Genomic DNA, 21,850 nt, shown 5'->3' on the forward strand with positions numbered 1-21,850 from the left:
TTTTTCGCCTGACGACCATAGCGTGCGGGAACCACCTGATCCCTTGCCGAACTCAGCAGTGAAACCGCTCAGCGCCGATGGTAGTGTGGGAGTTCCCATGCGAGAGTAGGTCATCGTCAGGCACTTACATCGAAGAAACCCCGAGCCCAAAAGGCTCGGGGTTTTTTCATGTCTGGCCAATCGCGCAGGGCCCGATAGCGAGCCAGGATCGAACACCAAAAAACGCCCCGTCCTCTTCGAGAGGGCGGGGCGTTCGTGTCTCTGGCCAGCGGGAGATCACGCCCTGGATACCGTTCTGTGGCAGTGGCAGACGCTATGGCCAGTCGGTACCGAGTCGCAGGGAGGGGATCGAGGATTGCCCTTGGGGAATGACGAACCAGGAAGAGCATGCTGCGATGGAGGCGCGAGAGGCTGGCGAAAGCGTCGGGCTGCACCGGTGGAGCGGGCTCTGGATGGCCAAAGGCCGGGCAAGATGCCCGGCCTTTCTGATGCCTGTCGTGGTCTGCGGGAGACGCGTATCAGGCGGGGTTCTGCTCGATCCCCTGTACATGCCAGGGCGCGCCGTCACGCAGCTCGCGCACCAGGTGCCAGGTCTCGTTGAAGGCGTTCTGTTCGCCGTTCTCGTCGAGGATGCCGTGGAAGAGCACGGTGGCCTCGGCCTGGGTGCCCACTTCCTGGATGCTGCCGAGCTCGGCGAACAGGCGCACGATCTCGGTGCGGTTGTTGGCCGGCTGCTGGTCGCGCTCGCTGCGCAGCAGGTTGTAGAGCTCGGGCGTGACGTAGTCCTGAATCTGGGAGAAGTCGTTGTTGTCCCAGGCGCGCTGCAGGGTCATGAAGTGTTCCTTGGCGCCGCCCAGGAAGCGCTCGCGGTCGAACCACTCGGGCTCCTTGGCGAGACCGCCGCCGAGTGAGCCGGTGAAGGCCTGGGGCCGAGCCTGGGCCTGCTCGTGGGACTCGCGCGTCTCCATGCCGGGGCCGCCGGCCGTTGCCGGGCGCCGCTTGCGGGCGAACAGCCTGAACAGCAGGAAGAGCGCGCCGCCGATCAGCAGGATGTCGAAGAAGCGCAGGTCGTCGAAGGCGCCGCCGAAGAACAGCGAGGCCAGCAGGCCGCCGGCCAGCAGGCCGGCGAAGGGCCCGGCGAAGCGCGACAGGCCGTTGGACGGCTTGCGCTGGGTCGAGGCCGCGCCGGCGGTGCTGTTGGTGCGCGAGCTGGTCGCGCTGGGCGAGTCCGCCGAGCGGGAATAGCTACCGAAGCTCTTGCCGCCGCCCAGGCGGCGAGCGTCGGCATGATCGACGGCGAGGCCGAAGCCCAGCAGGCCGACGACCAGCATGACGAAGAGTTGACGCATCGTGTGTCTCCAATGAATGTGGCGGGAGAGCCCGCCGGGAAGAAGTGAAGGCATCATTCTATCGACTCAGCGGGTCACCGACACCGTCTACCTTAGGGGAGCGTCGATGCGTCTTGTTCGAGAGAAGAGCCTGCTGTTGATCGTCGATCTGCAGGCCGGCCTGCTGCCGGTGCTGGACGGTGGCGAGCAGGCCGTCCGCGAGGCGAGCTGGCTGGGTGGCGTGGCCGAGGCGCTGGATGTGCCGGTGTGGCTGACCGAGCAGTATCCGGCGGGGCTGGGTGGCAGCGATCCGCGTCTGGCGTTCGAGGGCGCCCGATGCTGGGAGAAGACCCGCTTCGATGCCCATGGGGAACCGGCCTTCGCCGCGGCGCTGGCCCGGAGCGGGCGGGACCAGGTGGTGCTGTGCGGGGCCGAGGCCCACGTCTGCGTGCTGCAGACGGGGCTCGGGCTTCGCGCGGCGGGATACGAGGTCTTCTGGCTGGCGGAGGCCACGGTCAGTCGGCGGCGCGAGGAGGCGTCCCTGGCCCGGCGGCGGATCGAGCGGGCCGGCGCCTGGACGGTGAGCGCCGACATGGCGGCCTATGAGTGGCTGGAGCGCTGCGACGATGCCCGCTTCAGGGACGTGCACCGCCGCTTCCTCAAGCCGCGTTCACCGCGGCCGCTGCGCTTCTTCGATTGAAGCGCGTCAGGGGCGGTCCTGCTCGGCGCGGCAGAACACCAGGGTGTTGCCCTCGGACTCGGCGGCGCTGTAGCGATAGCCGGCCACGTCGAAGTCCTTGAGGCCTTCCGGATCGTCGAGGCGCTGCCGGATCATCCAGGCCGCCATCAGGCCGCGGGCCTTCTTGGCGTAGAAGCTGATGATCTTGTACTGGCCGTTCTTCTCGTCCTTGAACACCGGGGTGATCACCCGTGCGTCGAGCCTCCTGGCATCGACGGCCTTGAAGTACTCGTTGGACGCCAGGTTGACCAGCACCTTGCTGCCGCTCTCGGCGATGGCTCGCTCGAGGGCCGTGGTCAGGGTCGGCTTCCAGTAGGCGTAGAGATCCTTGCCGGCCGGGTTGGCCAGCTTGGTGCCCATCTCCAGCCGGTAGGGCTGGATCAGGTCCAGCGGCCGCAGCAGGCCGTAGAGGCCGGAGAGGATGCGCAGATGATCCTGGGCGAAGGCGTTGTCGCCCTCGTCGAAGGAGGCGGCCTCCAGCCCCACGTAGACGTCGCCCTGGAAGGCCTGGGCGGCGGGCTTGGCGTTGTCCGGCGTGAAGGGCGTCTGCCACTCGGCGAAGCGGGCCGCGTTGAGGCCGGCGATCTTGTCGCTGACGCCCATCAGCTCGCTGATCTGCTGCGGCGAGAGGTCGCGCAGGATGCCGATCAGCTCGCGGCTGCGGTCGAGGAAGTCGGGCTGGGTGGCCTGGGCCGTGGTCGCCGGGGTCTCGAAGTCCAGCGTCTTGGCGGGCGAGATCACGCTCAGCATGGGGCGCTCCTGTGCCTGGATAGATTCGGTCCGAGTATATCAGGCACGTCCGGGCGCCGGGGCTATCGGGCTCATAGCCCCGGCGCGGGGCCGGAGGCGGGAGGCGAGGCTCAGGGGCTGGGGTTGGGAATGCGCTGGTGCACGGCTTCGATGGCCGCGAGGACCTCGTCGTCGAGGCGCAGCGACTCGCTCGCCAGGTTGCTCTCCAGCTGCGCCATGCTGGTGGCACCGATGATGTTGCTGGTCAGGAAGGAGCGCGAATTGACGTAGGCCAGCGCCATCTGGGCCGGATCGAGGCCGTGTTCGCGGGCGATCTCGACGTAGGCCCGCGTCGCCTCGTCGGCCTGGGGCGTGTTGTAGCGCTGGAAGCGCTCGTACAGCGTCAGGCGTGCCCCCTCCGGCCAGGCGCCGTCGAGGTACTTGCCGGACAGCTTGCCGAAGGCCAGCGGCGAGTAGGCCAGCAGGCCCACGTCCTCGCGATGGGCGATCTCGGCCAGGCCGACCTCGAAGCTGCGGTTGAGCAGACTGTAGGGGTTCTGTACCGAGGCCACGCGAGGCAGACCCTGGCGCTCGGCCAGCCGCAGCGCGTGCATCACGCCCCAGGGCGTCTCGTTGGAGAGGCCCACGGCGCGGATCTTGCCGGCCTGCACCAGCTCCTGCAGCGCCGACAGGCTCTCCTCGAGGGCGACGGCGTCCTCTTCGGCGTCGTGCTCGTAGCCGAGGCGGCCGAAGAAGTTGGCGCGGCGGTCGGGCCAGTGCAGCTGGTAGAGGTCGACGTAGTCGGTCTGCAGCCGGGCCAGGCTGGTATCGATGGCCTGGTGGATCTGCTCGCGGGTCAGTCGCGAGCCGCCGCGGATATGGTCGAGGCCCGGGCCGGCGGCCTTGGTGGCGATGATGACGTCGTCACGGGCGCCGCGCGCCTTGAGCCAGCTGCCGACGTAGGCTTCGGTCAGTCCCTGGGTCTCGGCCTTGGGCGGCACCGGGTACATCTCGGCGGTGTCGATGAAGTTGACGCCGAAGGCCACGGCGCGGTCGAGCTGCTCGTGGGCCTCGGCCTCGGTGTTCTGTTCGCCGAAGGTCATGGTGCCGAGGCACAGGCGGCTGACATCAAGGCCGGTACGGCCCAGGGGGCGGGTCTGCATCCGTTTCTCCTCATCAAGAGTTGGCAGTGCGTTGGCATGGTAGCGCCGGGGGAGCGATATCGTAAACGCCGAGGGGTTGAGTCACCGCCGGGGCGGGCGTATGCTGCGCATCCGCTGCCTGGGAGGAGCCCGCAAGGCGGCCGATTGTTTTCCGCACAGGACGCCGGACACAGGGGTGTGCTCGACGTCATCAACCGACCTCCGGACGCAAGGTTGTTTGTCATGCCGCAGGCATCGTCACTGTTCACTCGGCTCGAGTACCATCTGGCGCGCCAGCTGTTCCACACCAGCTGGCTGCCTCGCTCGCCGCGCACGCAGCGCCTGACCATGCACCTCTTTCAGCGCTGCGCGGATGCCGGTCATCCGGCCGCCCTGTCGCTGTACGGCCATATGCTGTTCCGCCGTGCCGTCACGCCGCAGGACAAGGCCCGTGGTGCCCGTTACGTGCTCGAGGCCGCCCAGGGCGGGGATCTGCACGCCCAGTATCAGGCCGGGCAGATCTACGAGCACGGCTGCGCCCAGTACCCGCACCGCGCCGATCGCGCCGTGACCTGGTACGCACGGGCCGGCGAGGCCGGGCATCGCCTGGCGGCGGAGCGCCTGGCGCGCGCCTACCGCGACGGCGAGCTGGAGCTGCCGGAGGATCCCGAGCGCACCGCGCACTGGACGGCGCTGGCCGAACGCAACGCCGCGCCGGTGGCGTCACTGGACAGCGACGAAGCCGGGACGCGACACTAGGATGATGGCGCCTCCTGCGGGGCAGTGACTTCGGCCGTCAATGACCGGCGGCCCTACATCATCAAGGACTCAGCAGCCCGTGACGTTACCGACACTGCTGGATATCGAAGCGTCCGGATTCGGACGCGGCAGCTACCCCATCGAGGTCGGCCTGGCTCGCGAGGACGGCAGCACCTGCGCCTTCCTGATCCAGCCCCTGGACGAGTGGACGCACTGGGATCCCAAGGCGGAACTCCTGCATGGCATCTCGCGCAATCGCCTGGCGCGCGAGGGCCATCCCGTGCGTCAGGTGGCGTGCTGGCTCAACGACGAGCTGGCCGAGATCGGCGTGGCCTACAGCGACAGCTGGGGCTACGACAACACCTGGCTGTCGCTGCTCTTCCATCACGCCGGCATGCTGCCGGCCTTCCGCCTCGAGGCCCTGCGCCGCCTGCTCAGCGAGGAGCAGATGGCGCGCTGGAGCGACATCAAGGAGGCGATCATCGAGGAGCGCGGCATCCATCGCCACCGCGCCGGGGAAGACGCCCTGCTGCTGCAGCTCACCTACCAGCGCACGCTGGAGATCGCCGACTGAGACGGCGGTGATGCCCCCGTGATGCTCTCGACCGCCCGGCCTTGTGCCGGGCGGTCTGCGTTGTGGGGGATGAAGGCCGGCTCAGGAGGCGGCGAGGCGTGCCTCCAGGGCGTCGAGCAGCGCCTCGGGCGCCTCGTCGGCGAGCAGGTCCCGGCGGGTGTGGGCGTTGAGGAAGCCGTGCTCCACGGTGCTGTCGAGGAAGGTCAGCAGCGGCGAATAGAAGCCGGCGGTGTCGAGCAGGCCGATCGGCTTGTCGTGCAGCCCCAGGTAGCGCCAGGTCCAGGCCTCGAACAGCTCCTCCAGGGTGCCGATGCCGCCGGGCAGGGCGATGAAGGCATCGCAGTGGGCGGCCATGCTGGCCTTGCGCTCGTGCATGTTGCGCACGCGGATCAGCCGCGTCAGCTCCAGGTGCGCCTGCTCGCGCTCCACCAGATGATCCGGCATCACGCCGACCACCTCGCCGCCGGCCGCCAGCACGCTGTTGGCCAGCTCGCCCATCATGCCCACGCGGGCGCCGCCGTAGACCAGCGAGTGGCCGCGGCGGGCCAGCGCCTCGCCCAGGTGCCGGGCGGCGGCGAGAAAGCGCGGGTCGTGGCCGTCCCGCGAGCCCAGGTAGACGCAGAATCTCGACATGGTGTCCTCCTCGATGCGTGATCGTCGGCGGCGCGCCGACGCAAGAAGGGCGCCCTCAGGCGCCCTCGTGTGATGTCTCCATCGCTCGGCCGGCCGCTCAGGGCAGCAGGTCGATGACGCCGTATTCGGCGTCCACCCACTGGCCGATGACGTTGTGGCCGCACAGATGATGGGCGTACTGGGTGTGCAGGCAGCGCACCTGATCCCAGTTGGCGATGCCGCCGATGCCGCGCTGGCGCAGCACGTCGCCGTAGCCGCGACGCTCGACCTCGGCGCGCTGCGCCTCGTTCATGTGGCGCCAGCGGGCGGCCACGTAGTCCTCGTGGCTCCGGTGATAGGCGGCCATGAACTCGGGGTCTTCCTTGAGCCGCGCCTCGAGGGTCTTGATCACGCCGGCGGCCTCGATGCGCGACAGCTCGATCTTGAGCCGCTCGTCGCTCAGCCAGTAGAGCGTCGGGAAGGGCGTTTCGTCGACGATGGGCGCCATGCGCAGCACCAGCGGCGTGCCCTCGCCGTCGGTGGCGGCCAGGGCCTCGATGCCGCGGGGCGCGCGGCCGAGCTGCGCGGCGATGACGGCGAGCTGGCGCTCGTCGGGCTGGGTGTCAGGTTGAATCACCATCGTCGGGGTCGTCTCGTATGAACTTGGTCGAGCGTCCCACGGCGCGAAAGAAGGTGCGGTTGAGCTGCTCGGGGGTGGGCACGTAGTGCCAGTGCCGTTCGCAGTACTCGCCGCCGCGCGCCATCAGGACATCGTAGAGGCGGTTGAAGGGCGCATCATAATCGTAGGGGTCTGCCCCGAACAAGCGGATATGCGGGTAGTCGGCGAAGCGCTCGAGGAAGAAGTTCTCCAGGTCGGCCTCGACGGCGCGATGGCGGGCGACGTCGTCGGGATCGAGCCAGAGGTCGTAGCGGATGGCCATGGGGACTCCCTTGGGATCGGTGAGGCGATGATGACTGGGACCGCAGGCGGCGGCGTTCGGCTCAGGCGCGGGCCAGGGGCGCGAAGGTCGCCGACAGCAGCCGCGCCAGATCGGCCGGGGCGAGGGCGAGTTCCAGGCCGCGCCGCCCGCCGCTGACGTGGAAGCGTGCCAGCGTCTCGGCGCTGTCGTCGATGAAGGCCGGCAGGCGTTTCTTCTGCCCCAGCGGGCTGATGCCGCCGACCACGTAGCCGGTGGCGCGTTCGGCCTCGGCGGGCTCGGCCATCCGTGCCTTGCGGGCGCCGGCCGCCCGGGCCAGGGCCTTGAGATCGAGCTGGCCGGGGACCGGCACGATGGCCATCGCCAGCCGGCCGTCGTCGAGGCGGGCGAGCAGGGTCTTGAACACCGTCTCGGCGGGCAGGCCCAGGGCCTCGGCGGCCTCCTCGCCGTAGGCGGGACGGCGCGGGTCATGCTCGTAGCTGGCCGTCTCGAAGGCCACGCCGGCCTTCTCCAGGGCCTTGATGGCGGGGGTCATGCGTCCTGGGTCTCCGTATCCTGCAGGTGGGCGGCCAGCGCCTCGCGCAGCCCGCCCTCGATGGGCACCGCGCCCTTGGCCTGATGATCGTAGTGGACCAGCACGGTATGGCCCAGGTTGGCCAGCCGGCCCGACTGCCAGGCCTCCTGGGTCACGGTGAAGGAGCTGGTGCCGAGCCGGGTGAGATAGGTGCGGATCTCGATGTCCCGGCCGTAGAACAGTTCGGCCCGGTAGTCGATCTCCATGCGCGCCATGATCAGCCGCCAGCGGCCGGGATCGAGGTCCGGCGTGAAGAGCCTGAACAGGTCGTTGCGGGCCAGCTCGAACCAGGCCGGCAGGCGGGTGTTGTTGATATGCCCCAGGGCATCGGTGTCGTAGAAGGCGGGTTCGATGGTACGCGTGAACATGGGGGTCCTCGTCGGTCGGGCCGAAGCGCTAGCATCGCCGCCGAGCAAGCGCTTGGTCAATGACGACATGAACCCGGCGTGAACGGCGTCGTCAGCCCCCGGCAAGGTGGGCTCTTCTAGCGTGGCAGGACGCCAGCTCCGATGCCGCGGGACGCGGGCGGAGCCATGATCGGCCCGACGCCGTCGTCTTTCTGATTCACATGGGATGTGGAGAAAGCTCATGACCCTGTTTCGTTTCCTGTCACGCGATGCCATGGCCTCCGTGGTGGTGTTTCTCGTCGCCCTGCCGCTGTGCATGGGCATTGCCATCGCCTCCGGGGTGCCGCCCGCCAAGGGCCTGATCACCGGCATCGTCGGCGGCCTGGTGGTCGGCCTGCTGGCCGGGGCACCGCTGCAGGTCAGCGGGCCGGCGGCCGGGCTCGCGGTGCTGGTCTTCGAGCTGGTGAACCGCCACGGGCTGGCGGCGCTGGGCCCGGTGCTGCTGCTGGCGGGGGCCCTGCAGTGCCTGGCCGGGGTGCTGCGGCTCGGCGGCTGGTTCCGCATCGTCGCCCCGGCGGTGGTATCCGGCATGCTGGCGGGGATCGGCATCCTGATCGTGCTGTCGCAGCTGCACGTGATGCTCGACGCCGAACCGGCGGCCTCGGGACTGGCCAACCTGATCGCCTTTCCCGGCGCCGCCTGGAACGCCGTGCGGCAGGTGAACGGCAGCGGTGCGCTGATCGCCGGAGCGGTCGGCGTCGCCACCCTCGTCATCATGTGGCTGTGGGAGCGCTTCCGGCCGGCGTCGCTGCGCTTCCTGCCGGGGGCGCTGATCGGCGTGGTGCTGGTCACCCTGGCCAGCATCGGCTGGGCGCTGCCGGTCGATCGAGTCACGCTGCCCGACGATCTCGGCCAGGCCATCGATGGGGTCGGCTGGCAGGACCTCGGCCTGCTGGCCGACCCGAGCCTGCTGGTCGCCGCCCTGGCCATGGCCTTCATCGCCAGCGCCGAGACCCTGCTATCGGCGGCGGCGGTCGATCGCATGCACGCCGGGCCGCGCGCGAAGTTCGACCGCGAGCTGTCGGCCCAGGGCGTCGGCAACATGCTGTGCGGCGCGCTCGGTGCCCTGCCCATGACCGGGGTGATCGTGCGCAGCTCGGCCAACGTCCAGGCCGGGGCGCGCACCCGCCTGTCGGCGATCCTGCATGGCCTGTGGCTGCTGGCGCTGGTGATGCTGCTGCCCGGGGTGCTGCAGAGCATTCCGGTGGCCAGTCTGGGCGGCGTGCTGGTGTATACCGGGGGCAAGCTGGTGGACGTCCGGGCGATCCGCCATCTCGGCCGCTATGGCCGCACCCCGCCGCTGATCTATCTCGCCACGGCGCTGAGCATCGTGGGCACCGACCTGCTGACCGGCGTGCTGGTGGGCTTCGCCCTGACGCTGGTGAAGCTGGCCTGGAGCGCCTCCCGGCTGCGGGCCCGCTGGGAGACCGACGAGGCCGGCGGCGTCGAGCTACGCCTGCGCGGCACCGCGACCTTCCTGAGCGTGCCCAAGCTGGCGCGGCTGCTGGGCGAGGTCAGCCCGGACACCCGCCTGCGCGTGTCTATCGGCCGGCTGCACTATATCGATCACGCTTGCGCCGAGCTGCTGGACGACTGGCAGCGCGCCGCACGCCAGCAGGGCGGGGAGCTGGAGATGGTCGGCAACGTGACGATGTCACATCGCGTCGAGGGTCGGCTGAGGCGCCGCGCCATGGCCGCTTGAATCGTTGGAAAAACAGGCGGCCGGGAGGCGATGAGCGCCTCCCGGCCGCGTGGCGTTTCGATGCAGTGTCAGCAAGCCGTCGTCAGGAGCCTGCCGTGGCCGTGCGGCGCTCGCGCCACCAGCGCTGCAGCCGGGTCCAGCCGAGCAGCCATAACGTGGCCGCGGCGAAGCCCAGCAGCGTGCCCGGCCACAGGCCGAGGCTATCGTAGTTCAGCGAGACCACCAGGGCGTACCACAGCAGCGAGCCGAGCCCCGCCGGATAGTGCTTGATCACGGTGGCCGTGGGCGCGGCGCCCTGGGTCAGGTGCAGGATCACCAGGAACGGATACATGGTCACCGGGAAGGCCGCCATCACTCCGGCCCAGGCCGAGGGCACCATGTGGGCGAGGCCGGTGATCAGGAAGATGATGCCCGCGGCGAGGCCGGCGCGCAGCGCCAGGGCGGGCCAGGAGAAGCCGCCCTTGGGGCTGGCCTTGATGTCCGGCACCCGGCGATAGAGCCAGCTGAACACGGCGATGGCGACCAGCGTCGTCAGGGTGCCGGTGACGCGATCGAAGTCGATCCGGGTCAGCACCAGGCTGGTGGCGAGCCAGCAGGCGAGTCCGGTCAGGGTGCCCAGCGCGATGCCCGCTAGGCCATCGCGACGGCCGCCGAGCAGGTAACCACCGCCCAGTGCCAGGGTCGCGGTGAAGCCGGCCAGGGTGTGCACCGCGCTCTCGGCGGCGAAGGTCGGAGAGAGCTCGAGGCCGATGAAGAACAGCGCGATGGCGGTGCCCAGCGGATAGCCGGAGAGCAGCCCGGCGACGCGGGTGCTGACGCGTTCGGCGATCATCGACAGGCCGAGCACCACGCCGATCGAGACCGCGAGCTTGGCCAGCTGCCAGGTGAGCGGAACGTCCATGTGATTTTCCTTATCCTAGAGGCATGTATCGTCGTGGAGAGGGCCATGGCCGAACACGATCTGTCGCCGCCGCCCCGGCCCGAGGGCTGCGAGCTGTGCGGCCGGCCGGCGCCGCTGACCAGGCATCATCTGATTCCCCGCGCCCTGCATGGCAAGGCGCGCTATCGGCGTCGCTTCGATCGCGCCGAGCGGCTGACGGCGATCCTGTGGCTGTGTCACGCCTGCCACAAGCACATCCACGCGGTGCTCGGCGAGCGCGAGCTGGCCGAGCATTATCGCAGCCGAGAGGCGCTGCTGGCGCATCCGGAGGTCCGTGCTTTCGTCGAATGGCTGGCCACCAAGCCCGCGGGCTTCAAGCCCAAGAAGGCCGCGCGCCGGCGCTGAGAGGGCGCGCGGGCGTCACGCCAGCCCGAGGCCCTGACGGTCCGTCCAGGCCGCCTCCCGAGGGCATCGGCGCGGCGTCATACCAGGCGCAGGCCGTTACGGTCCGTCCAGGCCGCCTCCCGAGGGCATCGACGCGGCGTCATACCAGGCGCAGGCCGTTACGGTCCGTCCAGGCCGCCTCCCGAGGGCATCCGCGCGGCGTCATACCAGGCGCAGGCCTTTACGGTCCGTCCAGGCCGCCTCCCGAAGGCATCGGCGCGGCGTCATACCAGGCGCAGGCCCTGACGGTCCGTCCAGGCCGCCTTGAGGGCGGCGTCCAGCGGTTCTCGCAGATGCTCGGGCAGGGCGTCGCGGGCGGCCTCGTAGCTGTCCGGGTCGCGGTTGCGCAGCCAGCAGTAGGCCCAGGCGCAGGCCTCGTCATCGTCGACCGGCAGCGGCCGGGCCGGCATCTGCACCAGCAGGAACAGCGCGGTGCGGCCGGCCCACAGCGGCACCTCGTCGGGCGCCTCGGGGTCGGCCCAGGCGGTGAGGGTGGCGGCGTCTGGCGTGGCCGCAGGCTGGCCCAGCTTGGCCACCCGGGCGGTCTCGGCCAGGATCAGCGCCAGGCGATCCGGCGAGTCGCGGCCGATGTCCTGCCAGCGGGCGATGAGGCCGGGCAGGCCGCGGCGTACCTTGGCATAGAAGCCGCCTTGCGGCATGGTTTCAGTCATTGTTCATGGCCTCTGGGAGCAGGAAACGCAATGGAGTTCGATTTTGCCACGCCCGTGGAGCGACGCCACCCGCCCGAGGGCGACTGGCCGTCACAGAAATGGCATCAGTACGGCGAGGACGTGCTGCCGCTGTGGGTCGCCGACATGGATTTCCGCTCGCCGCCGGCGGTGATCGAGGCGCTGCGCGCGCGGGTCGACCACGGCGTCTACGGCTACGGCCGGGTGTCGGACGGCCTGCGCCAGGCGCTATGCGACTGGAGTGCCGCGCACTACGGCTGGGACATCGAGCCCGACTGGCAGCTGTGGCTGCCGGGCGTGGTGCCGGCGCTGCACCTGGCCAGCCTGGCGCTCACCGAGCCGGGCGACGGCCTGCTGACGGTGACGCCGATCTATCCGCCCTTCCTGCAGGTGGCCGAGCGCACCGGCCGCCTGGCCCAGCAGGCCGCGATGCGCCCGCCCGAAGTGCCGGGCGACGACTGGCGGCTGGACCTCGACGCCCTGGAAGCGGCGATCACCGCCGAGACCCGGCTGCTGCTGTGGTGCCAGCCGCACAATCCCACCGGCCGCGTGTGGCGCGACGACGAGCTGGACGGCCTGGCCGAGCTGGTCGAGCGCCACGATCTGATCGTGGTCTCCGACGAGCTGCACGCCGACCTGATGCTCGACGAGGGCGCACGGCACCGGCCGCTGGCCGCTGCCTATCCGCAGCTCGCCGAGCGCATCCTGACGCTGTGGGCGCCGTCGAAGACCTTCAACCTGGCCGGCCTGACCGCCGCCTGCGCCGTGATTCCCGATGCCGGCCTGCGGCGCCGTTTCGCGGCGATGGCCAAGGGGCTGCAGCCGGACGGCAACGTGCTCGGCCTGGTGGCCGCCGAGGCCGCCTATCGTCACGGCGATCCCTGGCGCCAGGCGCTGCTCGAGACCCTGCGCGGCCATCGGGCGCGGCTGGTCGAGCGCGTGGCCCGCTGGCCGGGGGTGGCGATGACGCCGCCCGAGGCGACCTATCTGGCCTGGCTCGACCTGCGCGAGGCGCCGGCGCTCAAGGACGTGGCCTCGCCCCAGCGGGCGCTGCTCGACCGCGCCGGGGTGGCCCTGTCCGACGGGGCGCCCTTCGGCCGGCCGGGTTTCGCGCGGCTCAACTTCGGCACCACCGCGACGCAGCTGGAGACGGCGCTGGCGCGGCTGGACGGCGTGCTGGGGGCCTGACACGACGCCGCCGCCCTTCGCGGAGAGGGGCGGCGGCTGGCGATCGGCCCGGTCGCGGCTCAGTAGAGCAGGGCGAACAGCTTGCGGCGGTAGGTGGCGGTCAGCGGATGGTCGTTGCCCAGGGCATCGAAGACCCGCAGCAGGGTCTTGCGCGCGGCATCGTCGCCGTAGGCGCGGTCCTGCTTCATCAGCGTCAGCAGCGCCTCGAGGCCGGCCTCGTACTGGCCGTCGGCCACCTGACGCAGGGCGCGTTGGTACCGGGCCTCGCTGTCGTCGCGGCCTTCCAGGGCGGCCAGCGCCTCGCGGGAAGGGGCTTCCTCACCGAACTCGATGCTGGCGCGCACGCCGCGGGCCGGCGCGGCGTCGCGCTCCTCCGGCGGCAGGGCGTCGAGCAGCGCGCGGGCCTCGTCGGGATTGCCGGCGGCCACCAGGGTGCGGGCCAGTTCCACCTTGTAGGGGCCATGATCGGGCCACTGCTGGGCGAGCTCCGAGTAGATCGCGCGGGCGGTCTCGGCATCGCCGGCCTCCAGCGCGGCGGCGGCCTGCTCCTCGGGGCTCTCCTGCACGCCCTCGGGCTCCGGGAAGTACTTGCCCAGCCACTCGCGGATCTGCTTCTCGGGCAGCGCGCCCTGGAGCTGGTCGACCAGGCCGCCCTGGCTGATCAGCTTGACGTCCGGCACCGAGCGCACGCCCAGCTGGGCGGCGATGTCCTGGTTGTCGTCGATGTTGAGCTTGGCCAGCAGGAAGGCGCCGTTGTACTCGCGGGTCAGCTTCTCCAGCACCGGCATCAGGTTCTTGCACGGCTCGCACCAGGGCGCCCAGCAGTCGAGCAGCACCGGCACCTGCATGGAGGTCTCGAGCAGCTGCTGGATGTTGCTGCGGTCGACGTCGATGATCAGGTCATCGCGCTGCGCGGCCTGGCTTCCGCCCTGGGCGGCACCGGAGGCGGCGTCGGCCTGGCTGTCGGAGGTGAGCGGCTCACCGGTACGGGGATCGACGATCGGCATGGTGATCTGGCCTTGAACGAAGTGTGTTTGCCCTATGTTATGCGGGCGAGGGGGCGGAGATTCAAGGCCGGCCGGCTGGGCCGGGTGTGAACCGTTGGTCTTCCTGAGGTGATCAAGCGCCGAGCCCGACGGGGCGGGCTGATAACATCCGCAAAAACGAAAAGGCCGATGTCCTGAGGCATCGGCCTTTTTTCTGAAGTTTGGCGGCTGGGATCGGTGTGAGCCGATGACCTTCCCGGGGTTGTGAAGCGCCAAGACCGACGAGCGTATGCCGGCACCCAACACAAACGAAAAAAGCCAGAACCCGTGGGTTCTGGCTTTTCTCTGATGTTGGGTAGCGGGGATCGGGTTGAGCCGATGACCTTCCCGGGATTGTAAAAAGAGCCGAGCCCGATGATCGGGCTGATAATATCCGCAAAAACGAAAAAGGCCGATGTCCTGAGACATCGGCCTTTTTCTGATGTTTGGTAGCGGGGACCGGATTTGAACCGATGACCTTCGGGTTATGAGCCCGACGAGCTACCAGACTGCTCCACCCCGCATCAACGTGAGGCGTATTATACAGAGAACCTGACCTGCGTCAACCCTTCCTCGAGCCGTCGGCGGGGGGGTCGTGTTGTCCGCGTCTCCTGGTCCATACTCGAGGTCGGCTGTCACGAAAATGACAGCCGGACAGACGAGACTGTCTCGAGGAGTCGGGATCGCCGTCGCGACCCGACTCGCAGGTTTTACACCACCAGGGAGAGCATCAATGACAACATCCGCCACCGTCGCCTGGGTCACTGGAGGAACCGGGGGAATCGGGAGCGCCATCTGCCGCGCGTTGGCCGATGCCGGCTATCAGGTCGTCGCGGGGTATCACAATCCCGAGAAGGCCCAGGCCTGGCTCGAGCAGCAGAAGGCCGATGGCTACGAGAATATCGCCCTGTCCGGTGTGGATCTCGCCGACTTCGATGCCTGCATGGCCGGTGCCAAGGAGATCCGCGAGACCCATGGGCCGATCGGCGTGCTGGTCAACTGCGCCGGCATCACCCGCGACGGCACCCTGAAGAAGATGAGCTCGGAGCAATGGAGCGATGTCATCGACACCAACCTCAACAGCGTCTTCAACACCTGTCGCAGCGTGATCGAGGACATGCTCGAGCATAACTACGGGCGCATCGTGAACATTTCCTCGATCAACGGTCGCAAGGGGCAGTTCGGCCAGGTGAACTATGCGGCGGCCAAGGCGGGCATGCACGGCCTGACCATGTCGCTGGCCCAGGAAACCGCCACCAAGGGCATCACCGTCAATACGGTGTCGCCGGGCTATATCGCCACCGACATGATCATGAAGATTCCCGAGAAGGTGCGCGAGGCGATTCGCGAGACCATTCCGGTCAAGCGCTACGGCACGCCGGAGGAGATCGCCCGCCTGGTGGTGTTCCTGGCCGACCAGCAATCCGGCTTCATCACCGGCGCCAACGTCGACATCAACGGCGGCCAGTTCATGGGCTGAGCCGACTCACCAGGGCGGCCCGACGAGGCCGTGCCCGGCAGAAGAGGAACGCGAGGCCAATGGCCTCGCGTTCTCGTTTCGGACGAAAGAATCGCCGACGCGAGGCTCAGGGCGGCGGCAGCCGCGTCAGGCTCTCCAGCGTGTGATCGAGTTCGCCGACCTCGCGTTCCCACAGCGTCGGCGAGACCGGGCCGGTGGCCAGCAGCTCGATCAGCACGCCGCGCAGCTCCTCGACCCGGGAGGGCGTGTGCCCGAGGGTCTCGTTGAGCCGCTCGACCTGGATGGCCAGCCGCAGCGGGTCGTCCTGGCGGTGGCTGGTGTCGCCGGCCAGCAGCGCCAGGTGGACGCGCAGCCGCGCCAGGCGCTCCTCGACCTCGGCGGCGGGGGGGGGCGCGCGGCGGGCGGCGTTGCGCGTGTCGTGGGCCTTTCGCAGCGCGGCAGGCAGCTCGTCCGGGGCCGGCACCTCACGGGCCTCGTCGCCGTCCTGCGCGGCCGCATCCGCTTCCAGATGAGCCTCCAGCAGCGGCCGGGCCCGGCGCCAGCGCTCGACCACCTCGGCCAGCGCCAGGCGTGACAGCCGATCGCGGCGGGCGCGCACGATGCCGGACCAGCGGCGGCGCATGCCCTCGCCGCGACGCCCGGCGGGCAGCGGCTCCAGCGCCGCGGCTTCCTGGAGGGCCTCGTCGAGCGGCACCGTGTCGTCGCTGCGTACCGGCTGCCAGGCATCCAGGCGATCGATCAGCGCCTGCATGGCGTCGAGCCGGGCGCGGTTGCGCTGGGCCTGGTCGCTGCGGTCGGCGTCACGCTGGGCGAAGATCTCGTCGCACAGGTGGCGGAAGTCCCGCCACAGCGCCTGTTCTTCGCCCTTGGGCGCGCGACCCAGCTCGCGCCAGCGGCGCTGGAGAGCCTTGGCCTGCTCCGCGCGGCGTTTCGGTGGCTGGTCGCCGTCGCGCAGGCTCCGGGCCTCCTCGATCAGCCCGCGCTTGGCCTCGGCGATCTCGCCGGCGCGCTTCTCGATCAGTGCCTGGAGGGCGTGGCGGATGCGGCCGAAGCGGCGGCCGATGGCCTCGGATTCCGCGCGCGGCACCGGCGACAGTCGCCGCCACTGCTGGCGGGCGCGGTCGCGGATCTCGCGCAGCGCGTCCGGGTCGGCCGCGGCGGCGGGCTGGTCGAGCAGGTGCTCGAGCTGGTCGCACAGGGTCTGGCGGGCCGTCAGGTTGGCCTGCCGCTGGCGGTCCTGATGGGTTCGCCACTCGCGCAGGCGTTCGTGGATGCGGTCGGAGGCGGCCCGGAAGGCGGTGGACTGTTCGCGGTTGGCGGCGGCGTCGCCCAGGTCTCGCCATTCCTTGACCAGCCGGCGGTGGCGGCGGTCGAGCTCGGCGTCGTCCAGTTCCTCGTCCTCGGCCAGGGCCTGGATGGCCTCGCACAGCTGGGTGCGCTTGGGCCCGGCGACGAAGCCGCGCCAGTCGCGCAGCTCGGCCAGCCGGGCGCCGAGGCGTTTGAGCCGGGCGGCCGGCTCGCCGCGGCGGGCCTCGGGCAGGTGGTCGACCTGCTGGCGCAGGCTCTGGTGGAGCCGGTTCGCGCCCTTGAAGGCGCCGTTGTCGAGCAGCCGCTCCAGGCGGTCCAGGTCATCGCCGACGCGGGTCAGGCGGGCCTCGAGGTCGCCGGGCTCGGCCTCGTCGCCGGCCTCGTCGGCCAGGCGCCAGCCGGCGCGCTGCAGCAGCGGCGAGGGCGGCAGGTCATCGGGCCAGTCGCAGCCCTCGACGAGTTCGGCCAGCCGCTCATCGTCGCCGTCGCGCAGGGCGTGTTCGATGGCCTCGGCGCGCTCGTCGAGGCGCTCCCGGGCCTCGACGATGCGGGCGAAGTCCGCCAGCGCCGCGTCGTAGCGCTGGCGCAGCGCCTCGTCGGCGAGATGCTGTTCGGAGAGCGCCTGCCAGCGGGTCGCCAGCAGCTGCTTCTGGGCGCGCAGGCTGGCGATGTCCTGATCGGCCAGGCGTTCGCCGTGATGCAGGCCGTCGAGGCTTTCTTCCAGGGCGTCGATCAGCGCCTCGCGGGCCTGGTCGGCGTCCTCGCGGCGGCGTTCGGCGGCGTCCTGGGCCTGTTCGTGGGCCTCGTGGTCGCTGAGGGTCTTGCGGCAGCGCAGGCAGGCCTCCTGGTAGCGGCGTTCCTGCTCGGCGTCGGGGAGATCGGACAGGCTCGCCCATTCGCGCATCAGGTGGCGGAAGCGAGCGCCGAACATCGGCTCCCAGGTGGCGTGGCCGAGGGTCTCCAGCTTGCCCAGCAGCGCTTCGCGGCGTTCCCGAGCCTCGGCCAGCGAGGCCGCATCGGCACGCCGCCGCTGCAGGCGCTCCCGGGCCTGACGCATCACCTGGCGGTCGCGCCTGGCGCCCTGGATCAGGCGCTGCAGGCCGGCCTCGCTCTCGACCCGGGCCGCGGCCGCCTGGCGCACGGCGGCGATGCCGTTGTCGCAGGCCTGGCGGATCAGCATGTCCTCGTCGTCGAGGCGGGCGAGGGCGGCCAGGCGCAGCTGCTGATTGTCGCCTTCAAGGGCGATGCGCTCGGCCAGGGCGGTGTCGTCCAGGGCCTCGACCAGGGCGATGCGGGCGGGCAGGTCCAGCTCACCGGCGCGGCCGCTCAGTAGCCCCGCCAGCCGCTCGCGCAGTTCCGGGGTCTCGCCCCGTTGCTGGCGCAGGGCCAGCAGCCGCGGCGGGTCCTCGAGCCGGGCCAGCGCCTCGCGACGAACGCCGGGATCGGCGTCCGTCGCGAGGCGCTCGAGGTGGGCGAGCTGGGAGGCGTGTGCGGGGTCGAGGCGGGCAATGGCCTGGCGGCGCACCTCGGGGTCGGGGTGCTGCCAGCGGGGGGCGAACAGGCGGCGAAGGAGTCCTGACATGGGGGGTCCTGAGATAGGCCGGCGAGCCTGGGTTGACGGACCGGCGCGCTGAAACGTGAGGCGCGTCGCAATGGCGCGGTATCATTGATTTATCTAAGCATGCGGCGTGCCGGCAGTAAAAGGGCGCGATGCCCGACTGTAGCCGTTACGAGACACTGACAAGTCGCCCGGGCGTGACATATGATCGGTTGCGGGATCGGGGGGACTCGCATAGCTTGTGAGCAGGTCCCCGACCATCATCCGACGTGGAGTTCGGCCATGAGCCTCAAAGTGGACAGGGATGGGATGGCTTTCACCTTCAAGGGCGGCATGCTGCCGATGACGGTCATGGAACTGACCAGCGCCGACCCCGAACGCATTCGCGAACAGCTCGCCGGCAAGCTCAGCCAGTCGCCCGCTTTCTTCCAGCACACCCCGGTGGTGCTCAGCGTCGAGCAGCTCGACGAGCCGCACCTGGCGCTCGAGCGCATCTGCGCCGTGTGCCGGGCCCACAAGCTGCTGCCGGTGGCGGTGCGCGGCGGGTCGGACCCGGTCAAGCAGTCGTCCTGGGCGCTGGGGCTCGGTTGGTTTCCGCCTCAGGAGGCCGGGCGGCCGCGCACCCTGGAGAGCGTGCCGACCGCCGACGAGCCGGTGGAAGAGGCGCCCGTGGTGGATGAGCCGGCCCCGGCCGCCGGCGCGGTGGGCCGCATCTATCGCGGCACGGTCCGCTCCGGGCAGCAGGTCACCGCGCCGGAGGGCGATCTGGTCGTCGTGGGCGCGGTCAATGCCGGCGCCGAGGTGCTGGCCGGCGGCAGCGTCCATGTCTATGGCGCCCTGCGCGGCAGGGCCCTGGCCGGCATCCACGGCGATGCCGGGGCGGCGATCTTCTGCCGCGAGCTGCGCGCCGAGCTGCTCTCGGTGGCCGGCAACTACAAGCGGCTGGAGGACATCGATCCCCGGCTGCTGGGCACCGGGGTTCAGGTGCGCCTGGACCACGATCAGCTGGGCATCGCCCCGCTGGACTGATGCGCGGGCGACGATTCGGCGGCTCGCCGGTGCGGGTCGCCCTCTCCATTACATGACAGACAGGATGTGACACTTGGCCAAGATCATCGTTGTGACCTCCGGCAAGGGCGGGGTCGGCAAGACAACCAGTGCGGCCGCCATCGCGACGGGCCTGGCGCTGCGGGGCCAGAAGACCGCGGTCATCGACTTCGACGTGGGGCTGCGTAATCTCGACCTGATCATGGGCTGCGAGCGACGCGTGGTCTATGACCTGGTCAACGTCATCCAGGGCGAGGCCGGGCTCAACCAGGCGCTGATCCGCGACAAGCGGGTCGACAACCTGCATATCCTGCCGGCCTCCCAGACCCGCGACAAGGACGCCCTGACGCTGGAAGGCGTCGAGACCGTGCTCAACACGCTGAACAAGGACTTCGACTACATCGTCTGCGATTCCCCGGCGGGCATCGAGCGCGGCGCCCAGCTGGCGATGTACTTCGCCGACGAGGCGATCGTGGTCACCAACCCCGAGGTCTCCTCGGTGCGCGACTCCGACCGCATCCTCGGGCTGCTGTCCTCCAAGACCCGGCGCGCCGAGCGCGGCGAGGAGCCGATCAAGGAGCACCTGCTGATCACCCGCTACAACCCGAACCGGGTGGACAGCGGCGACATGCTCAATCTCGAGGACATTCAGGAGATCCTGGCCATCAAGCTGGTCGGCCTGATTCCCGAGTCCGAGGCGGTGCTGCGGGCCTCGAACCAGGGCGTGCCGGTCACCCATGACGATCAGAGCGATGCGGGCCAGGCCTATTCCGACACCGTGGCCCGCCTGATGGAAGAAGACGTGCCGCTGCGGTTCCACCAGTATCAAAAGAAGGGGCTGCTCAGCCGCATGTTCGGAGGAAAACGCCGGTGAAGCTACTCGAATTCCTGAAGCGCGAGCGCAAGAAATCCGCCTCCGTCGCCAAGGAGCGGTTGCAGATCATCGTCGCGCACGAGCGCAGCCAGCGCGGTCAGCCGGACTACATGCCGATGCTCGAGCAGGAGCTGCTGGAGGTGATTCGCCGCTACGTCCAGGTCGACGACGAGGCGGTCAACATCTCCCTCGACAGCGAGGACAACTGTTCGGTGCTGGAGCTCAACGTCACCCTGCCCAGAGGCTGAGCGGCGGCTGAGTCGTCGTGCCCCCTGTGCTAGGCTTGGGGGCCGTTTTCCTATGCCCGCTCGGAGAGCTCGCCCATGGCGAAGTCGCAAGCCGCCCCCCTGACCTTCCTCTGGCACGACTACGAGACCTTCGGGGCCGACCCGCGCCGCGATCGGCCCTCCCAGTTCGCGGCGATTCGCACCGACGCCGAGTTCAACGAGATCGGCGAGCCCATCGAGCTGTTCTGCAAGCCCGCCGACGACTACCTGCCGCATCCCCAGGCCTGCCTGATCACCGGCATCACGCCCCAGCAGGCGCGCCGCCGCGGGCTGCCCGAGGCCGAGTTCGCCGGCCGCGTGATGGACGCCATGAGCCAGCCCGGCACCTGCGTGGTGGGCTACAACAACGTGCGCTTCGACGACGAGGTCGGCCGGCACCTGTTCTACCGCAACCTGCTCGACCCTTATGCCCGGGAGTGGCAGAACGGCAACTCGCGCTGGGACCTGATCGACGTGGTGCGGGCCTTTCACGCCCTGCGCCCCGAGGGCATCGAGTGGCCGACCCGCGAGGACGGTTCGCCGAGCTTCAGGCTCGAGCACCTGACCGCCGCCAACGGCATCGAGCATGCCGGCGCCCACGATGCCCTGGCCGACGTACGGGCGACCATCGCCCTGGCCAAGCGGCTTCGCGACAGCAACGCCAAGCTCTTCGATTACCTGCTGGCCCAGCGCGGCAAGCGCCAGGTGGCGCGCCAGCTCGACGTGCCGGGCCGCAAGCCGGTGCTGCACGTCTCGCGGCGCTATCCGGCCAGCCGCGGCTGCAGCGCGCTGGTGATGCCGCTGGCCGAGCATCCCACCAATCCCAACGGGGTGATCGTCTACGACCTCTCGGTGGACCCCGAGCCGCTGCTGACGCTGACGCCCGAGCAGATTCGCGAGCGGGTCTTCGTCAGCAACGACGACCTGGCCGAGGGCGAGTCGCGCATCCCGCTCAAGGTCATCCACATCAACAAGTGCCCGGTGGTGCTGCCCGCCAGCGCGCTCAAGGACGTCGCCGGCCCCCGCCAGGGCGAGTACGGTGATATCGTCGAGCGCCTCGGCCTGGACATGGCCGCCTGTCGCCGCCACTGGAAGACCCTGGCCGATCATCCCGAGGTGATCGCCCGGGTCGGCGAGGTGTTCGCCGCGCCGCCGCCCGAGCCGCCCCATGATCCCGACCTGATGCTCTACGCCGGCGGCTTCTTCTCGCCCTCGGACCGCCAGCAGATGGAGCGGGTGCGCGCCGCCGATCCCTGGGATCTGGTGGGCGCCGGCTTCGCCTTCCAGGATCCGCGGCTGGAGGAGATGCTGTTCCGCTACCGCGCGCGCAGCTATCCGGACACCCTGACCGGCGAGGAGCAGGCGCGCTGGGAGGCCTTCCGCTGGGAGCGCATGAACGACGCCGCCGTGGCCGGCTTCACGCTCAAGGAGTTCGCCCGCGAGATCGACCGCCTGAACCAGGGCGCGCTCGGCGACCGCGAGCGCCAGATCCTCGAGGAGCTGGTGATGCACGTGGAGGCGATGATGCCGGCCCAGGCCTTCGGCTGACCCGACGCCCCCTTTCGTTGCCCGTGAACGACGACGCCC

At 70.0% G+C, this 21,850-nt stretch carries 23 protein-coding genes, 1 tRNA gene and 1 rRNA gene; 12 read left to right on the forward strand and 13 right to left on the reverse strand.

The genetic code is table 11. The features are described 5' to 3' along the window. Nucleotides 1-7 precede the first annotated feature (7 nt). A 5S ribosomal RNA gene (rrf, locus tag ACGTNF_RS09780) occupies nt 8-122 on the forward strand. 396 nt (nt 123-518) lie between these two features. Here rrf and ACGTNF_RS09785 read toward each other — a convergent pair. Then, nucleotides 519-1,349: a Tim44 domain-containing protein gene (locus ACGTNF_RS09785; protein ID WP_394601552.1), complete on the reverse strand. Its 831-nt coding sequence runs from the start codon at nt 1,347-1,349 to the stop codon at nt 519-521. 106 nt (nt 1,350-1,455) lie between these two features. Here ACGTNF_RS09785 and ACGTNF_RS09790 point away from each other — a divergent pair, with 106 nt between their 5' ends. Continuing rightward, nucleotides 1,456-2,028, forward strand: a complete 573-nt coding sequence (locus tag ACGTNF_RS09790; protein ID WP_394601553.1) for an isochorismatase family protein — start codon at nt 1,456-1,458, stop codon at nt 2,026-2,028. Nucleotides 2,029-2,034: 6 nt separating this feature from the next. Here the strand turns inward: ACGTNF_RS09790 and yaaA are convergent, their stop codons facing one another. Both yaaA and ACGTNF_RS09800 read right to left on the reverse strand, forming a co-directional pair. After that, nucleotides 2,035-2,817 carry a peroxide stress protein YaaA gene (yaaA, locus tag ACGTNF_RS09795; protein ID WP_394601554.1) on the reverse strand — a complete coding sequence of 261 codons (783 nt, stop codon included), beginning with the start codon at nt 2,815-2,817 and terminating at the stop codon, nt 2,035-2,037. A gap of 110 nt (nt 2,818-2,927) precedes the next feature. After that, nucleotides 2,928-3,959: an NADP(H)-dependent aldo-keto reductase gene (locus ACGTNF_RS09800; RefSeq protein WP_394601555.1), complete on the reverse strand. Its 1,032-nt coding sequence runs from the start codon at nt 3,957-3,959 to the stop codon at nt 2,928-2,930. Between the two features lie 222 nt (nt 3,960-4,181). Here ACGTNF_RS09800 and ACGTNF_RS09805 point away from each other — a divergent pair, with 222 nt between their 5' ends. After that, complete coding sequence (locus tag ACGTNF_RS09805; protein ID WP_016856329.1) at nt 4,182-4,697, forward strand: tetratricopeptide repeat protein; 516 nt, start codon at nt 4,182-4,184, stop codon at nt 4,695-4,697. Nucleotides 4,698-4,737: 40 nt separating this feature from the next. After that, a complete protein-coding gene (locus tag ACGTNF_RS09810; protein WP_394601556.1) occupies nt 4,738-5,271 on the forward strand; it encodes a hypothetical protein in 534 nt (177 codons plus the stop codon). An 81-nt stretch (nt 5,272-5,352) separates the two neighbouring features. Here the strand turns inward: ACGTNF_RS09810 and ACGTNF_RS09815 are convergent, their stop codons facing one another. From ACGTNF_RS09815 to ACGTNF_RS09835, 5 genes are all read right to left on the reverse strand, one after another. After that, nucleotides 5,353-5,904 (reverse strand): LOG family protein, encoded by a 552-nt coding sequence (locus ACGTNF_RS09815; protein WP_016856331.1) that lies wholly within the window; start codon nt 5,902-5,904, stop codon nt 5,353-5,355. A 97-nt stretch (nt 5,905-6,001) separates the two neighbouring features. After that, the gene (locus ACGTNF_RS09820) at nt 6,002-6,523 is read right to left on the reverse strand and encodes a DUF501 domain-containing protein (RefSeq protein ID WP_016856332.1); all 522 of its coding nucleotides are present in this window, start codon (nt 6,521-6,523) and stop codon (nt 6,002-6,004) included. After that, on the reverse strand, nt 6,507-6,824 hold the full coding sequence (locus tag ACGTNF_RS09825) for a hypothetical protein (RefSeq protein ID WP_152479793.1): 318 nt from the start codon (nt 6,822-6,824) through the stop codon (nt 6,507-6,509). The genes ACGTNF_RS09820 and ACGTNF_RS09825 overlap by 17 nt, the downstream gene beginning before the upstream one ends. Nucleotides 6,825-6,885: 61 nt before the next feature. Continuing rightward, nucleotides 6,886-7,356, reverse strand: a complete 471-nt coding sequence (gene ybaK, locus ACGTNF_RS09830; RefSeq protein WP_394601557.1) for a Cys-tRNA(Pro) deacylase — start codon at nt 7,354-7,356, stop codon at nt 6,886-6,888. Then, nucleotides 7,353-7,763, reverse strand: coding sequence for an acyl-CoA thioesterase (locus ACGTNF_RS09835; RefSeq protein WP_016856335.1), 411 nt, complete (start codon nt 7,761-7,763; stop codon nt 7,353-7,355). Before ACGTNF_RS09835 ends, ybaK begins: the two co-directional genes overlap by 4 nt. A 220-nt stretch (nt 7,764-7,983) precedes the next feature. On the opposite strand from ACGTNF_RS09835, the gene ACGTNF_RS09840 reads away from it, so the two are divergent. Beyond that, nucleotides 7,984-9,504, forward strand: coding sequence for a SulP family inorganic anion transporter (locus ACGTNF_RS09840; protein ID WP_394601558.1), 1,521 nt, complete (start codon nt 7,984-7,986; stop codon nt 9,502-9,504). Between the two features lie 82 nt (nt 9,505-9,586). Here the strand turns inward: ACGTNF_RS09840 and ACGTNF_RS09845 are convergent, their stop codons facing one another. Beyond that, nucleotides 9,587-10,405, reverse strand: a complete 819-nt coding sequence (locus tag ACGTNF_RS09845; RefSeq protein ID WP_394601559.1) for a hypothetical protein — start codon at nt 10,403-10,405, stop codon at nt 9,587-9,589. A gap of 45 nt (nt 10,406-10,450) precedes the next feature. Between ACGTNF_RS09845 and ACGTNF_RS09850 the strand changes: the two genes are divergently transcribed. Next, complete coding sequence (locus ACGTNF_RS09850) at nt 10,451-10,789, forward strand: hypothetical protein (RefSeq protein ID WP_016856338.1); 339 nt, start codon at nt 10,451-10,453, stop codon at nt 10,787-10,789. Nucleotides 10,790-11,052: 263 nt separating this feature from the next. Here ACGTNF_RS09850 and ACGTNF_RS09855 read toward each other — a convergent pair whose 3' ends face one another. Next, the gene (locus tag ACGTNF_RS09855; protein ID WP_394601560.1) at nt 11,053-11,487 is read right to left on the reverse strand and encodes a hypothetical protein; all 435 of its coding nucleotides are present in this window, start codon (nt 11,485-11,487) and stop codon (nt 11,053-11,055) included. Nucleotides 11,488-11,529: 42 nt separating this feature from the next. On the opposite strand from ACGTNF_RS09855, the gene ACGTNF_RS09860 reads away from it, so the two are divergent. Continuing rightward, complete coding sequence (locus ACGTNF_RS09860) at nt 11,530-12,705, forward strand: MalY/PatB family protein (protein WP_394601561.1); 1,176 nt, start codon at nt 11,530-11,532, stop codon at nt 12,703-12,705. Nucleotides 12,706-12,764: 59 nt separating this feature from the next. Here the strand turns inward: ACGTNF_RS09860 and ACGTNF_RS09865 are convergent, their stop codons facing one another. Together ACGTNF_RS09865 and ACGTNF_RS09870 are read right to left on the reverse strand one after the other, a co-directional pair. Continuing rightward, complete coding sequence (locus tag ACGTNF_RS09865) at nt 12,765-13,712, reverse strand: tetratricopeptide repeat protein (RefSeq protein ID WP_394601562.1); 948 nt, start codon at nt 13,710-13,712, stop codon at nt 12,765-12,767. Between the two features lie 465 nt (nt 13,713-14,177). After that, nucleotides 14,178-14,254, reverse strand: a tRNA-Met gene (locus ACGTNF_RS09870). 209 nt (nt 14,255-14,463) lie between these two features. On the opposite strand from ACGTNF_RS09870, the gene phbB reads away from it, so the two are divergent. After that, on the forward strand, nt 14,464-15,210 hold the full coding sequence (gene phbB, locus ACGTNF_RS09875) for an acetoacetyl-CoA reductase (protein ID WP_394601563.1): 747 nt from the start codon (nt 14,464-14,466) through the stop codon (nt 15,208-15,210). A 106-nt stretch (nt 15,211-15,316) separates the two neighbouring features. Here the strand turns inward: phbB and ACGTNF_RS09880 are convergent, their stop codons facing one another. After that, entirely contained in the window at nt 15,317-18,100 is a 2,784-nt protein-coding gene (locus ACGTNF_RS09880; protein ID WP_394601564.1) for a DUF349 domain-containing protein, read from the reverse strand. A 258-nt stretch (nt 18,101-18,358) separates the two neighbouring features. On the opposite strand from ACGTNF_RS09880, the gene minC reads away from it, so the two are divergent. The 4 genes from minC (at nt 18,359) to sbcB (ending at nt 21,811) form a co-directional block, all read left to right on the forward strand. After that, the gene (gene minC, locus ACGTNF_RS09885) at nt 18,359-19,105 is read left to right on the forward strand and encodes a septum site-determining protein MinC (RefSeq protein ID WP_394601565.1); all 747 of its coding nucleotides are present in this window, start codon (nt 18,359-18,361) and stop codon (nt 19,103-19,105) included. 73 nt (nt 19,106-19,178) lie between these two features. Continuing rightward, on the forward strand, nt 19,179-19,997 hold the full coding sequence (gene minD, locus ACGTNF_RS09890) for a septum site-determining protein MinD (protein WP_394601566.1): 819 nt from the start codon (nt 19,179-19,181) through the stop codon (nt 19,995-19,997). After that, nucleotides 19,994-20,245 (forward strand): cell division topological specificity factor MinE, encoded by a 252-nt coding sequence (gene minE / locus ACGTNF_RS09895; protein WP_016856346.1) that lies wholly within the window; start codon nt 19,994-19,996, stop codon nt 20,243-20,245. The genes minD and minE overlap by 4 nt, the downstream gene beginning before the upstream one ends. Nucleotides 20,246-20,320: 75 nt before the next feature. Next, nucleotides 20,321-21,811, forward strand: coding sequence for an exodeoxyribonuclease I (sbcB, locus tag ACGTNF_RS09900; RefSeq protein WP_394601567.1), 1,491 nt, complete (start codon nt 20,321-20,323; stop codon nt 21,809-21,811). Nucleotides 21,812-21,850 lie beyond the last annotated feature (39 nt).

This window comes from Halomonas sp. B23F22_10 (genome assembly GCF_043496975.1).
In the GTDB taxonomy this organism is placed as follows: domain Bacteria; phylum Pseudomonadota; class Gammaproteobacteria; order Pseudomonadales; family Halomonadaceae; genus Halomonas; species Halomonas smyrnensis.

What these genes read in the sequence shown, in the direction of transcription:
- ACGTNF_RS09805 (WP_016856329.1), top strand. Translation starts at nt 4,182, where the DNA reads ATGCCGCAGGCATCGTCACTGTTCACTCGGCTCGAGTACCATCTGGCG.
- sbcB (WP_394601567.1), top strand. Translation starts at nt 20,321, where the DNA reads ATGGCGAAGTCGCAAGCCGCCCCCCTGACCTTCCTCTGGCACGACTAC.
- ACGTNF_RS09855 (WP_394601560.1), bottom strand. Translation starts at nt 11,487, where the DNA reads ATGCCGCAAGGCGGCTTCTATGCCAAGGTACGCCGCGGCCTGCCCGGC.
- ACGTNF_RS09865 (WP_394601562.1), bottom strand. Translation starts at nt 13,712, where the DNA reads ATGCCGATCGTCGATCCCCGTACCGGTGAGCCGCTCACCTCCGACAGC.
- ACGTNF_RS09790 (WP_394601553.1), top strand. Translation starts at nt 1,456, where the DNA reads ATGCGTCTTGTTCGAGAGAAGAGCCTGCTGTTGATCGTCGATCTGCAG.
- ACGTNF_RS09880 (WP_394601564.1), bottom strand. Translation starts at nt 18,100, where the DNA reads ATGTCAGGACTCCTTCGCCGCCTGTTCGCCCCCCGCTGGCAGCACCCC.
- ACGTNF_RS09820 (WP_016856332.1), bottom strand. Translation starts at nt 6,523, where the DNA reads ATGGTGATTCAACCTGACACCCAGCCCGACGAGCGCCAGCTCGCCGTC.
- ACGTNF_RS09835 (WP_016856335.1), bottom strand. Translation starts at nt 7,763, where the DNA reads ATGTTCACGCGTACCATCGAACCCGCCTTCTACGACACCGATGCCCTG.
- minC (WP_394601565.1), top strand. Translation starts at nt 18,359, where the DNA reads ATGAGCCTCAAAGTGGACAGGGATGGGATGGCTTTCACCTTCAAGGGC.
- phbB (WP_394601563.1), top strand. Translation starts at nt 14,464, where the DNA reads ATGACAACATCCGCCACCGTCGCCTGGGTCACTGGAGGAACCGGGGGA.
- ACGTNF_RS09825 (WP_152479793.1), bottom strand. Translation starts at nt 6,824, where the DNA reads ATGGCCATCCGCTACGACCTCTGGCTCGATCCCGACGACGTCGCCCGC.
- ACGTNF_RS09810 (WP_394601556.1), top strand. Translation starts at nt 4,738, where the DNA reads ATGACCGGCGGCCCTACATCATCAAGGACTCAGCAGCCCGTGACGTTA.
- ACGTNF_RS09840 (WP_394601558.1), top strand. Translation starts at nt 7,984, where the DNA reads ATGACCCTGTTTCGTTTCCTGTCACGCGATGCCATGGCCTCCGTGGTG.
- ACGTNF_RS09800 (WP_394601555.1), bottom strand. Translation starts at nt 3,959, where the DNA reads ATGCAGACCCGCCCCCTGGGCCGTACCGGCCTTGATGTCAGCCGCCTG.
- ACGTNF_RS09845 (WP_394601559.1), bottom strand. Translation starts at nt 10,405, where the DNA reads ATGGACGTTCCGCTCACCTGGCAGCTGGCCAAGCTCGCGGTCTCGATC.
- ACGTNF_RS09850 (WP_016856338.1), top strand. Translation starts at nt 10,451, where the DNA reads ATGGCCGAACACGATCTGTCGCCGCCGCCCCGGCCCGAGGGCTGCGAG.
- ACGTNF_RS09785 (WP_394601552.1), bottom strand. Translation starts at nt 1,349, where the DNA reads ATGCGTCAACTCTTCGTCATGCTGGTCGTCGGCCTGCTGGGCTTCGGC.
- ACGTNF_RS09860 (WP_394601561.1), top strand. Translation starts at nt 11,530, where the DNA reads ATGGAGTTCGATTTTGCCACGCCCGTGGAGCGACGCCACCCGCCCGAG.
- ACGTNF_RS09815 (WP_016856331.1), bottom strand. Translation starts at nt 5,904, where the DNA reads ATGTCGAGATTCTGCGTCTACCTGGGCTCGCGGGACGGCCACGACCCG.
- ybaK (WP_394601557.1), bottom strand. Translation starts at nt 7,356, where the DNA reads ATGACCCCCGCCATCAAGGCCCTGGAGAAGGCCGGCGTGGCCTTCGAG.
- yaaA (WP_394601554.1), bottom strand. Translation starts at nt 2,817, where the DNA reads ATGCTGAGCGTGATCTCGCCCGCCAAGACGCTGGACTTCGAGACCCCG.